This window comes from Erythrobacter sp. (assembly GCF_035194505.1).
Classification (GTDB): Bacteria; Pseudomonadota; Alphaproteobacteria; order Sphingomonadales; family Sphingomonadaceae; genus Erythrobacter.
The window spans coordinates 3046277-3058930 of the sequence record NZ_CP136573.1 but is presented as its reverse complement, the minus strand read 5'-3'; the positions used below and the strand labels follow the sequence as shown (position 1 = coordinate 3058930).

Genomic DNA, 12654 nt, shown 5'->3' with positions numbered 1-12654 from the left:
CGTGCTCTAGGGCGCTGTTTCGGCCCGCCGCAGGACGGGCCGCAAGCGCGAACGCGCGCCCGCAGCGACGCGGCCTTCAGGCCGCATGAGCGAGGATTTCGCACGCCGGAGGGCGTGCGGAACAATCAATGCGCCAGCAAAATCGGCATCTGCGGCTCGCTCAGCATCTGGCGGGTGACGCCGCCCAGCAGCATCTCTGCCAGCCGCGAATGGCCATAGGCGCCCATCACCATCAGCCCGCAGCCCCGCATCTGCGCGGCGGAGAACAGCGTGTCGCCGATCTTCGCCTCGCCGCGCGGCACCTCCACCACCTCGCAGGCGATGCCGTGGCGGCTGAGATATTGCGCGCCTTCGAGCGCGGGAAAGTCAAAGCGCGGCTTCTTGTCGGAGGCCTCGGCAATGCTCACCAGCCATACCTTGCCCGCCGCGGCCAGCAGCGGGACGGCAGCGCGCAGCGCATGAGCGGCCTCGGCCGAGCCGTTCCACGCCACCATCACCGGCGCGGTGACATCGAAGCCCTTCGCATCGCCCGGCACCACCAGCACCGGCACGGGCGAACGCAGCACCAGATCGCCCACCAGCGAGGAAGGCCCGTGTCCGTCAAAGCCGATATCCGCCGGGCCGACGATCACCACATCGGCGAGCGGCGAATGTTCCAGCAGGCGATTGATGCTCATCCCGTAGAGGAACCGCCAATCCCACGCGACATCCTCGCCCGCCAGCCGCGCCTCGATCTGCGCGCGCAGCTGCTCGGCGCTCTCCTTGATCACCGGCATCGCCGCCGCGATCGCCGAGCCGTAGAAGTCGCCGGGCGCGAAGATCTCGTAATTGATCGCCTGCAGGCAGGTGATGTGCGCGCCCGTGGCCCGCGCCATATCGAGCGCGACTTGCAGGCGGGCATTGAAGGCGGCGTCGTGATCGACGTGAAGCAGAATCGATTTCATGACTGTTCTCCCACTGATGAGCGCAAGCTTGCGCCCATGCTGCCCGCGCCGCTTTGACCGCGATCAAATTTGCGGGCCCTTGCCAGCGGCGCGCGCGCGGTTCATCTTCCGGACCGAGGGAGAGGAACCCATGCAGATCACGCGCCACCCGCCGGTGAAGACCACGCTCGAACCGTCGAACCACCCCTATCTGACGGGGCCATGGACGCCGCTCCACGAGGAAGTCGATGTGGCCGAGCTGACCGTGCTGGAAGGCGCGATCCCGCCCGATATTGACGGCATCTACCTGCGCAACACCGAAAACCAGGTGCACCAGCCGCTGGGCCGCCACCATCCCTTCGATGGCGATGCGATGATCCATCAGGTGAACATTTCGGGCGGCAAGGCGAGCTATCGCAATCGTTTCGTGCGCACCCATTGCTTCGAGGCCGAACAGATCGCGGGGCAATCGCTGTGGGGCGGGCTGATGGACCCGTGGGGCACGTCGAAGCGCCCGGGCTTCGGCGCGCATGGCGGGCTCAAGGATACCGGCAGCACCGATATCATCGTCCACGCCGGTATGGCCTATGCGACGCTCTACCAGTGCGGCGAGGCATGGATGCTCGACCCGGCCACCCTCGGCAGTCGCGGCAAGGCGCCATGGGTGCCGCTCGATGGCATCTCGGCCCACCCCAAGGTGGACGAGGAGACCGGCGAGCTGATGTTCTTCAACTACTCCAAGCACGCGCCTTTCATGCATTACGGCGTGGTGGATCGCACCGGAGCGCTGGTGCACTACACCCCCGTGCCGCTGCCGGGGCCGCGCCTGCCGCATGACATGGCGATCACGAAAAACTGGTCGATCCTCAACGACATGCCGCTGTTCTGGGACGAGGAGCTGCTCGATCGCAACATCCACGCCGCCCGCCTGCACGACGGCGTGCCGACCCGCTTTGCCCTGATCCCGCGCCACGGCAGCGCAGCCGACATCCGCTGGTTCGAGGCCGCGCCGACCTATGTGCTCCACTGGACGAACGCGTGGGAGGTAGGCGATGAAGTCATCCTCGAAGGCTATCATCAGGCCAAGCCCATGCCCGATCCGCTGGAGGAAATGGGCCGCTACAGCCACATGATGGCTTACGTGGACGAGCACAGCTTCCAGTCCCGCCTCCACCGCTGGCGCTTCAACCTCAAGACCGGCGAGACCCGCGAGGAGCGCCTCGACGACAAGATCGTCGAATTCGGGATGATCAACCCGGCCTATGCGATGAAGAAGAGCCGCTACGTCTGGTCGACCACCACGCGGCCCGGCTGGTTCCTGTTCAACGGCTATGTCCGCCACGATACCGAGACCGGCGAAGAGCAGGTCTACCGCCTTCCCGAGGGCGTCTATGCCAGCGAAAGCCCGATGATCCCGCGCAAGGGCGCGACTTCGGAGGACGATGGCTATCTGGTCACCTTCCTGATCGACGAGAACACCGGCACCTCGCAGTGCGCGATCCTCGACGCTTCCGACGTCACAAAGGGCCCGATCTGCCGCCTCGCCCTGCCGCACAAGATCTGTTCGGGCACCCATTCGGTATGGGTCGAGCATGATCAGTTGCGCAAGGATGCCGCCTTCCACCGGAGCCGCATGAACGCAGCGGCATGACACCGGTCGAAGCGGCTTGCCCGCTCGTCGCCCGCGCGCTTGCGCTCACCGAGGGACAGGCCTAGCGCCCCGCGATTGATCCGATCGCCGGGGGTGTACCGATGAAACTTCGCCTTGTTCTTGCCGCTTCGACCGCGGCTCTGCTCGTCGCCACCCCTGCGCTGGCCGAAAGCGCGCCGCAGGATGCTCCCGCGACCACGGCCAGTGTGCAGACCGAGCACGACAAGCTCTTCGCCCTGTTCGATGATGCCGACGCGCGCGAGCTGGCGCTCAACCCCTTGAGCCGCCTGTTCCGCGGCGAGGACGAGAAGGCCGACCGGCTCGGCGATCTCCTGACCGATTCCGCCTTCCTCGCCGCGCGCACCGACACCCAGCTCAACCTCGCGCTGCTGGCGCAGATCGACCGCAGCAAGCTGAACGAGACCGACCAGCTCGCCTACGATGTGTTCAAATATACCGAGGAACGCGCGCTGGCCGGCGCGACGGACGAGATGCGCGCGCTCACCGAAGTGCGCCCGCTCAATCACTTCTTCGGGCTGCACACCTTCTACCCCAGCTTTGCCAGCGGCAAGGGCGTCGCCCCGTTCAAGACCCTCGCCAATTACGAGGACAACCTGAAGCGGCACGATGACTACATCGTCTTCGTCGACCGGGCGATCGCCAAGTTCCGCGAAGGCATGGCGACCGGCGTGCTGGAGACCAAGCTGACGGTCGGCATCATGGTCACCCAGCTCGATACGCAGCTGGCCCTGCCGCTTGCGGAATCGCAGTTCATGGGACCGGTGCAGGAATTCCCGGCGGAGTTCTCCGACGCCGACAAGGCGCGGCTGACGGCCGCCTACGAAGCCAAGACCCGCGCGCTCTATGCCGCCAACACGCGCCTGCGCGACTTCCTGCGCGACGAATATCTGCCCGCCGCACGCGAGAGCATCGGCCTTGCCCAGATGAAGGGCGGCGACAAGCTCTATGCCCTGCTGGTCGAGGATTCGACCACCCTGCCGATGACACCGGAACAGATCCACCAGCTCGGCCTGTCGGAAGTGGCGCGCATCAAGGCGGAGCTCGTGAAGCTTCAGCGCGAGGTGAAGGTCAAGGGCACCCTCACCCAGTTCTTCGACTATGTCCGCACCGATCCCAAGTTCCAGCCCAAGACCCGCGAGGCGCTGACCCAGTCCTATTACGACATCGGCAAGCAGGTCGACGCCAAGATCGGCGACTATTTCTCGCTGCTGCCCAAGGCGCCGCTGGAAATCCGCCCCTATGATCCTTCGACCGAACAGTTCGAAGCCGGCGGCTCCTACCAGTCGGGCACGGCTGACGGCAGCCGTCCGGGCGTGTTCTATTTCAACGCCTATGATCTGCCGAGCCGCCTGACGCCGGGCAATGTCACGCTCTACCTGCACGAAGGCGCGCCGGGGCACCACTTCCAGATCAGCCTTGCGCAGGAGAACGAGGCCCTGCCCGCCTTCATGCGCTACGGCGGCACCACGGCTTTCGTGGAAGGCTGGGCGCTCTATGCCGAAACGCTGGGCAACGAGATGGGCTTCTACAAGGACCCGTGGAACCGTTACGGCACGCTGCAGGACGAACAGCTGCGCGCGATGCGGCTGGTGGTCGATACCGGCATCCACGCCAAGGGCTGGAGCCGCGATCAGGCGATCGCCTTCATGATGGACAATTCCGGCATGACCCGCACCGAGGTGATTGCCGAGGTCGATCGCTACATCGCCATTCCCGGGCAAGCGGTGGCCTACAAGATCGGCGCGCTCACCATCCAGCAGCTGCGCAAGAAGGCCGAACTCAAGCTGGGCAAGAAGTTCGACATCAAGGCCTTCCACGAGCAGGTGCTGAACACCGGCGGCCTGCCGCTGGCGGTGCTGGAAGCCAAGATCGACCGCTGGATTGCGGAGCAATCCGCGCGCTGATCGCGCAGCTTGACGCCGGGTCCGGGACTCGGCTCACCGCATCCCTTGCTCCGGCTGCCCGCTCCTGTGGCCGCCGGGGCTTGCGTGTTCACCCGTCAGCAAGGATGGGATGAACACCGCTGCGTGGGCAACACGCCAATAAGGGCCGAACCACAAGGGATCGCTGGCCCGAAACACAGGAGTTTGATTGATGCACACCCCCGCCCGCGCAACCCGCGCCTCATGGACGCTGGCGCTGCTTGCCGCACTTGCCCTGCCGGGTGCGCATGGCCTTTCGGCCCAGGTTCCTGCCGATGACGAGGTGCTCACCACGGTCTATGGCAATTTGCCCGCGATGACCGAAATGAACGAAGGCCCGCGCCTCGAGGGGATCATTTCCGCACGCCAGGGCCAGCGCATGCAGGTGACCGCCGAGGACGGCACAAGCACCATCCTGACGCTTCACCCCGATACCGAAATCCGCACCCGCGGCGGCTTCCTCGGCATCGGCAACAAGACCTTCGACCAGTCGGTCCTCATGAACGGCCTGCCGGTCAAGGTGCGCACCCGCCAGTATGGCGACGGGCTGGTGGCAAGCGAAGTGCGCTTCACCAGCGATGACCGGCTGATCGCGGCGATGATCCGCGGCGGCACCGCGCAGCAATTCGCCCAGCAGGGCGCCGCAATCCAGCAGAACGCCGCCGCCACCGAAGCCCTGCGCGGGCGTCTCGGCGATATCGACAAGTACAACCTGAAGAGCACCACCAACGTCTATTTCGAAGTCGGCAAGGCGGTGATCTCGCCCTCCGCGCGGCTCGAATTGTGCGATGTGGCGCGGCAGGCCGAGGCCAATGACAATTCGCTGATGCTGGTGCTCGGCTACACCGATTCCACCGGCTCGCAGGACCTCAATCAGGCGCTGTCGGAAAAGCGCGCCGCTGCCGTGGTAAATCACTTGCAGCAGGTGTGCCGCTGGAAGCCCTACCGGATGCTCACGCCGACCGGCATGGCGACCGCCGATCCGGCCGCCGACAACACCACCGCCGCCGGCCGCGCGCAGAACCGCCGCGTTTCGGTCAATGTGCTGGTGAGCAAGGCGCTCGACGGGCAGTGAGGTGATGGCGGGCGCTGCCGCGGGCGGCGCCCCTCACCCGCCCGCGTGATAGAAGTCATAGACCTTGCGCGCCACGGTCGCGCTGACCCCCGGCGCGCGCTGCAGATCCTCCAGCGCCGCCGCGCGGACCTTTGATGCCGTGCCGAAATGCAGCAGCAGCGCGCGTTTGCGAGCCGGGCCGATGCCGGGGATCTCGTCCAGCGGTGAGGCGGTGATCGCCTTCGAGCGCTTGGCCCGGTGCGCGCCGATGACATAGCGGTGCACCTCGTCGCGCAGGTTCTGCAAGTGGAACAGCAGCGGCGAATTCACCGGAAGCATCTTCTCGCGCCCGTCGGGGAAGTGGAACACCTCGCGGCCCTCGCGCCCGTGATGCGGCCCCTTGGCGATGCCGATCACCGCGATCTCGTTGGCAATGCCGATATCCTCCAGCACCGCCATGACGCTGGAGAGCTGGCCCTTGCCGCCGTCGATCAGGATCAGATCGGGCAGGATGGTCTCGTGGCCGCCCGCCTTGGCCTCGGGGTTCTCCTCGCCTTCCGCAAAACTACGGAACCGCCGCGCCATCACCTCGCGCATCATCGCGAAGTCGTCGTTCGATTGCGCCTCGCGGATGTTGAACTTGCGATACTGGCCCTTCTCGAAGCCCTCCGGCCCGGCGACCACCATCGCGCCGACCGCCTTGGCGCCCTGGATATGGCTGTTGTCATAGATCTCGATCCGCTGCGGGGCTGCGTCGAGATCGAGGAATTCGGCCAGTTCGCGGTTGAGGCGCGCCTTGGTGCCGGTCTCGGCCAGCCGCCGCTCCAGTGCCTCCACGGCATTGCGCTGGGCCTGCGCCATGAGCTTGCGCCGGTCACCGCGCTCGGGGACAGAGAGCCGCACCTTGCGGCCCGCAAGCTCGCTCAGTGCCGCTTCGATCAGCTCTGCCTCGGGCAAGATGCGGTCAACCAGAATGGTCGGCGGCGGCGGCACTTCCTCGTAGAATTGCAGCATGACGTCGGCCAGCACCTGCGCCTCATCGACATCGGCCGTGTGGCGCGGGAACAGGGCGCGGTGGCCCCAGTTCTGCCCGCCGCGGATGAAGAAGGACTGGACGCTCATCTGCCCGTTCTTGGCGGCGAGAGCGAAGACATCGGCATCGCCCAAACCTTGCGCATTGATCGCCTGCGAGCCCTGAATGAAGGTCGCCGCGCGCAGCCGGTCACGCAGCATCGCGGCGGTCTCGAAATCGAGGTTCTCCGCCGCCTCGGCCATCTGCCGCTCGAGATCGGCCTGCACCGCGCCCGATTTGCCCGAGAGGAAATCCTTCGCCTGCCGCACCAGCGCGTCATAGCCGCCCTCGTCGATCCGGCCGACGCAGGGCGCCGAGCAGCGCTTGATCTGGTAGAGCAGGCAGGGCCGGTCACGATTGTTGAAGAAGCTGTCGGTGCAGCTTCTCAGCAGGAACAGCTTCTGCAGCGCATTCAATGTGGTGTTGACGCTCCCCGCGCTGGCAAACGGCCCGTAGTAATTGCCCTTGGCCCGCCGCGCGCCGCGATGCTTCTGGATGCGCGGATAGGCATGGTCGGCGCGCAGCAGGATGAAGGGGAAGCTCTTGTCGTCGCGCAGCAGCACGTTGAAGGGCGGGCGAAACCGCTTGATCAGCTGCGCTTCCAGCAGCAGCGCCTCGGCCTCGGAATTGGTGGTGATGATCTCCATCGAACGGGTCTGGCTGACCATCCGCTGGAGCCGTCCGGAGAGCTGGGCGATCTGGGTGTAGTTGGCAACGCGGGCCTTCAGCGAGCGCGCCTTGCCCACGTACAGCACCTCGCCCCGGGTATCGAGCATGCGGTAGACGCCGGGGACGGGCTTCAAGACCTTCACCGTCTCGCGGATCGCCTGCACCCCGCCCTCCAGATCGGGCTGGGCACTGGCGACCGTATAGGCGGCGCGCTCCTCGTTGAAGCGATCGCCCCCTCGCGGATCATGGGGAGTGCCTGCGGGAGTTCTGGCCATGGCGGCGGAGATAGGAAAGCCGCGCGCATTTGGCAAAGCTTGTGCTGGCCGGATGGCGGGCTAAGGTGGGCAAAAGCAGCCGGGGGGTGTGCAAATCATCGAAAATCAGGCGGAACTGCCGCGGACGGTCGGCTTCTGGGGTGCGGCGCTGCTGCCGGTCAATGGCATGATCGGTGCCGCTATCTTCGCCCTGCCGGCCTTGCTTGTCACCGGGGTGGGCAGTTTCGCGCCGTGGATGATGCTGGTCGGCGCGCTGCTGGTGCTGCCGATCGCGCTGGTCTTTGCCGCGCTGGCAGGGCGCTTCGAGGCGCATGGCGGGCCGGTGCTCTATGCGACGCAGGCATTCGGTCCGTTCCTTGGCTTTCAGGCCGGCTGGTCGCGCTACGCCTCGGGCGTGGTGTCGGTCGCGGCCAATTCGCACGTCGCCATCGCCTATCTCGCGGTGCTGTTTCCGGTGCTGGCCGACCCGCTCCTCAAGACCGCCGCGGCGGCCGGTTTCATCATCGCGATCACCGCGATCAATCTTGTCGGGATGCGGGCCTCGGTGGGCGTGCTCGGGGTGATCACCACCGGCAAGCTCGTGCCCCTGATCGGCCTCGTCATCCTCGGCCTTGCCACGCGCGATCCGGCCATCGGCTTCGCCCTGCCCGAATTCGGCGATCTCGAGAGTGTGGTGCTCTTGTCCTTCTATGCCTACACCGCCTTCGAGAATGCGACCTTCGCGGCGGGCGAGACAAAGGACCCGCGCCGCACCATTCCAAGGGCGCTGATGGTGACGCTCGTGGCAGTCACACTGTTCTACATGCTGGTGATCTGGGCCTATCTCGCGGTCGGCCCTGTCTCCGGAGAGGGGGAAAACGCCCTCGCCGCCGCCGCGCAGGTGCTGGCCGGGCCTGCCGGAGCGATCGCGCTCGCGGTCGCCGCAGTGTTCTCGATCGCGGGCAACACGCTGGGCGGCGGGATCGTTATTCCGCGCATGACCTACGGCATGGCCGAAAGCGGCCTGCTGCCGTCGGTCTTCGGACACATCTCGCGGCGCTTCCTCACGCCGGACGTGTCGATCCTGTTCTTCGGCGCGGTGGCGGTCGGCTTCAGCCTTTCGGCCGGTTTCGCAACGCTCGCGGTGGCGAGCACATTGTCACGGCTGATCACCTATCTGCTCACCGCTCTTGCCCTGCCGGTGCTCAACCGGCGCGAGACGAGCCCTTCGCCTGCCTGGCACCTGCCGATCGCTGTGCTGGCTGTAATCACGACCTTGTGGGTGGCGAGCCAGGCCTCGGGCGAGGCCTACCGCATCCTCGCGCTGATGCTGGCGGTGGGCTGCGGCCTCTATTTCCTCGCCCGGCGCGGCATCGCACCGGCTGGACAAGCCGCCCACAAGCGGCCAACTGCGCGCGATGGATCAGCATGACGTCATCATCCTCGGCGCAGGTGCGGCCGGGCTGTTCTGTGCGGGGCAGGCGGGGCAGCGCGGGCTCAAGGTCGCGCTGCTGGAGAAGGGCGAGGCGCCGGGCAAGAAGATCCTCATATCCGGCGGCGGGCGCTGCAACTTCACCAATCTGGGCGCAGGGCCGGCCAATTATCTCTCCGCCAACCCGCATTTCGCCAAGAGTGCGCTGGCCCGCTACACCCCCGCAGACTTCATCGCGCTGGTCGAACGCTACGGGATCGCGTGGCATGAAAAGACGCTGGGGCAATTGTTCTGCGACGGCTCTGCGCGCCAGATCGTCGATATGCTGCTGGAGGAATGTCCGCCCGAGCGCGTGACCCTCACCTGCGGGGTCGATATCGCCAGCGTCGCACGCTCGGCTGAAGGCCAGTTCACCGTCGCCGCCGCCGATGGCCGCTCATGGCAGGCCCCTGCGCTGGTGATCGCCACCGGAGGCCCCTCGATCCCCAAGATGGGCGCAAGCGACTTTGCCTATGGCCTCGCCCGCCAGTTCGGCCTCAAGGTGGTCGAGCCCCGCCCTGCCCTCGTCCCGCTGACGCTGGGGGGCGAGGATGTGCTGTTCCGCGAGCTGTCAGGCGTCGCCGCGCCGGTGCTGGCGCGCGCGGGGGCCGACAAGCGCAAGGCGGAATTCGCCGAAGCCGCGCTGTTCACCCACAAGGGCCTGTCCGGCCCCGCGATCCTGCAAGTCTCGTCCTACTGGCGGCACGGCGAGCCGATCGGCATCACCTTCCTCCCCGAGGCGGCCAGCGACTGGCTGCTGGAAGCCAAGCGAGATCGCCCGCGAACGCACCTGCGCTCGCTGTTGCGCGAGCGTCTGCCTGACAGGCTGGCCGATGCGCTGGCGGACCGGCTGGCTATCGAGCGAGAGCTTGGCAATTGCTCCGACAAGGACCTGCGTGCGGCACAGGCGAAGCTGGCCGACTGGCGCTTTTCCCCCAATGGCACCGAAGGCTACGCCAAGGCGGAAGTCACCGCCGGCGGGATCGCGACGGCGGAGCTTTCCAGCCGCACGATGGAAGCGGCGAAAGTCCCCGGCCTCTATGCCATCGGCGAGGCGGTGGATGTGACCGGATGGCTGGGCGGCTATAACTTCCAATGGGCCTGGGCGAGCGGGTATGCCGCAGCAGAGGCAGTGGCGGAGAGCCTCCACGCGTAACATTGTTACGCACAACCTTCCCTCACGGCAATTCCTGCCGTTCGCGTCAGGTTGCTTTGCGCGGGCCAAGCGCCTAGCCCTTGTTCCAGAGCCCGAAAACGGGCCGAAGCCGCCTCACCACGCAGGTCGGCCAGCGGGAGAGACCCTTGCGGCAGTTGCAAGGCATGGATTCCTCGTTCGTTGCGCTGGAATCGCCGAATTCGCCGATGCATATCGGCTCCGTCCTGATCTATAATCCGGCGACAGCCCCGGGGGGCTTCGTCCGGTTCAAGGACATTCTCCAGTTCATCGGATCGCGCATGCAATTGTCGCGCACGATGCGCCAGCGGCTGGTGCGCGTGCCCTTCGATCTCGATTATCCCTACTGGATCGAGGATCCCGATTTCGATCTCGAATATCACGTGCGCCATGTCGCCTTGCCCAAGCCCGGTGACTGGCGCCAGCTGTGCATCCAGGCCGCGCGCATCCATGCCCGCCCATTGGATCTGAACAGGCCCCCGTGGGAGTTCACAGTGGTCGAGGGGCTCGATGCGGTGGAAGGCTATCCGCCCGGCTGCTTTGCCTTCGTCACCAAGGTCCACCATGCCGCGATCGACGGGATGAGCGGCATCGATCTGATGGAGGCGCTCCACACGCTCACCCCCGATGCCGGGCCGCCGGCCAAGCCCGATACGTGGAAGCCCGAGCGCGTTCCCGGCCCTGTCGAGCTGCTCGGCAAATCCTATGTCAACGCGCTGCTCAATCCGCTGAAGCAGGCGCAGGTCGCGGCCAAGGCGGTGCCGGGGGTGGCGGGCGTGATCAAGGGGCTGGTGGCGCGCGAGTTCAAGCTCAGCACCGATCTTGTCCCGCCGCGCACGCGCTTCAACCGCACCATCTCGCCGCACCGCGTGGTCGAGGGGCGCACCTTCGATCTCAAGGAATTCAAGGCGATCCGCGCGCTGCTGCCGGAGGCCAAGGTCAATGACGTTGCCATCGCGGTGATCGGCGGGGCGCTCAACAAGTACCTGTCGGCCAAGGGCGATCTGCCCAAAAGCACCATGACGGCGATGGCGCCGATTTCGGTGCGCGCATCGGACGAGAAGGGCGACATGGGCAACCAGGTCGCCGCGATGATCGCCCCGCTCGGCACGCATATTGCCGATCCGGCCGAACGGCTCGCCTATGTCTACAGCCAGACCAACAATTCCAAGGCGATGACCAACGCGCTGGGCGCGCGGCGGATGACCGAGGTGAGCAAGGTCAACCCGCTGTTCTACATGGCGCTGGGGGCGCAATTGTTCAGCCGCGTCAGCCTCGCGCACCGGCTGGCGATGCCGTTCAATACGGTGGTGACCAACGTGCCCGGTCCGCCGGTGCACATCTATTCGAGCGGCGCGCGGCTTGAGAGCATGTCGCTCTCGCTGATCTGCCTGACCGACGGCCTCGGCCTTGCCCATGTCGTGCAGTCCTATGTCGATGAAGCCTATATCAGCTTCACCGCCTGCCGGGACATCCTGCCCGATCCCGAATTCTATTCGCAGTGCTTGCAGGACTCGTTCGACGACCTGCTCGCCGTCGCGCGGGGCGTGGCTTCGCCCGAAGCCGCCGCTCCCAAGAAAACCAGAAAACAGCCCGCGAAGACGGGTCGCAAATCCCAGGAGAAACAATGATGGCCAGCATCGCTATGACACATGGGCCGGATCGGGCCGCAGAGCCGCCGCACCGCTTCTGGACGCTGGCGGAAGGCCGCGCGATGTTCGAGCTTGGCCTGTTCTATGCGGCGCGCCCGTTGATGGCTGCCCTACCCAAGGGTGATGGCCATGCAGTGATGACCCTGCCGGGCTTCATGGCGTCGAATTCCTCGACCGTGCCGATGCGCGGCGTGCTCGGCCGGCTCGGCTATGACGCGCATGGCTGGGCCTCGGGGCGCAATATCAAGGTCGATAATGCACTGCTGATGCGGCTCGAAAAGCAGCTGACAGGGCTGTTCGACAAGAGCGGCCGCAAGGTCTCTTTGGTCGGCTGGAGCCTTGGCGGGGTGTTGGCGCGCGAGCTTGCCAAGCTCCACCCGGAAAAGGTGCGGCTGGTGATCAGCCTCGGCAGTCCGATTTCGGATGATCGCGGCCACACCAATGCCGCGCGCCTGTTCGAGTTTCTCAACGGCAAGGAGCCCGAGCCGATGCAGGGCGGGCGGTTCCGCGGGCTCGATCAGGCGCCGCCGGTGCCGACCACCTCGGTCTTCACCCGCACCGACGGGATCGTCCACTGGCGCGGCTCGGTGCAGCACCCCGACAAGGCGAGCGGCGGCCACCCGACCGAGAATATCGAAGTCCACGCCAGCCATTGCGGCCTCGGCGTCAACCCGAGCGTGATGGTCGCCATTGCCGACAGGCTGGCACAGGCCGAGGGAAAATGGCAGCCCTTCGCGCCCGCACCCACCCATCAATGGATGTTCCCGCGCACCAGCCTAGACTGATGCGCG

9 protein-coding genes are annotated in these 12654 nt (G+C 66.2%); 7 read left to right on the top strand and 2 right to left on the bottom strand.

Annotation, left to right across the window (positions count from 1 at the left end):
• Positions 1 to 125: 125 nt before the first annotated feature.
• Positions 126 to 944, bottom strand: a complete 819-nt coding sequence (locus tag RSE14_RS14665; RefSeq protein ID WP_324074923.1) for a universal stress protein — start codon at positions 942 to 944, stop codon at positions 126 to 128.
• 130 nt (positions 945 to 1074) lie between these two features.
• Here RSE14_RS14665 and RSE14_RS14660 point away from each other — a divergent pair, with 130 nt between their 5' ends.
• The 3 genes from RSE14_RS14660 to RSE14_RS14650 all read left to right on the top strand — a co-directional run bounded on the left by RSE14_RS14660 (position 1075) and on the right by RSE14_RS14650 (position 5592).
• The gene (locus tag RSE14_RS14660; protein WP_324074919.1) at positions 1075 to 2574 is read left to right on the top strand and encodes a carotenoid oxygenase family protein; all 1500 of its coding nucleotides are present in this window, start codon (positions 1075 to 1077) and stop codon (positions 2572 to 2574) included.
• A gap of 101 nt (positions 2575 to 2675) precedes the next feature.
• Positions 2676 to 4499, top strand: coding sequence for a DUF885 domain-containing protein (locus RSE14_RS14655; RefSeq protein ID WP_324074917.1), 1824 nt, complete (start codon positions 2676 to 2678; stop codon positions 4497 to 4499).
• Between the two features lie 190 nt (positions 4500 to 4689).
• A complete protein-coding gene (locus RSE14_RS14650) occupies positions 4690 to 5592 on the top strand; it encodes an OmpA family protein (protein WP_324074915.1) in 903 nt (300 codons plus the stop codon).
• 33 nt (positions 5593 to 5625) lie between these two features.
• Here RSE14_RS14650 and uvrC read toward each other — a convergent pair whose 3' ends face one another.
• Positions 5626 to 7587: an excinuclease ABC subunit UvrC gene (uvrC, locus tag RSE14_RS14645; RefSeq protein ID WP_324074912.1), complete on the bottom strand. Its 1962-nt coding sequence runs from the start codon at positions 7585 to 7587 to the stop codon at positions 5626 to 5628.
• A gap of 88 nt (positions 7588 to 7675) precedes the next feature.
• Between uvrC and RSE14_RS14640 the strand changes: the two genes are divergently transcribed.
• The 4 genes from RSE14_RS14640 (at position 7676) to RSE14_RS14625 (ending at position 12648) form a co-directional block, all read left to right on the top strand.
• Positions 7676 to 8998 carry an APC family permease gene (locus RSE14_RS14640; protein WP_324074910.1) on the top strand — a complete coding sequence of 441 codons (1323 nt, stop codon included), beginning with the start codon at positions 7676 to 7678 and terminating at the stop codon, positions 8996 to 8998.
• Positions 8985 to 10193, top strand: coding sequence for a BaiN/RdsA family NAD(P)/FAD-dependent oxidoreductase (locus tag RSE14_RS14635; RefSeq protein ID WP_324074908.1), 1209 nt, complete (start codon positions 8985 to 8987; stop codon positions 10191 to 10193). Before RSE14_RS14640 ends, RSE14_RS14635 begins: the two co-directional genes overlap by 14 nt.
• A gap of 164 nt (positions 10194 to 10357) precedes the next feature.
• Entirely contained in the window at positions 10358 to 11842 is a 1485-nt protein-coding gene (locus RSE14_RS14630; protein WP_324074906.1) for a WS/DGAT/MGAT family O-acyltransferase, read from the top strand.
• Positions 11839 to 12648 (top strand): esterase/lipase family protein, encoded by an 810-nt coding sequence (locus tag RSE14_RS14625; RefSeq protein ID WP_324074904.1) that lies wholly within the window; start codon positions 11839 to 11841, stop codon positions 12646 to 12648. The genes RSE14_RS14630 and RSE14_RS14625 overlap by 4 nt, the downstream gene beginning before the upstream one ends.
• Positions 12649 to 12654: the final 6 nt, after the last annotated feature.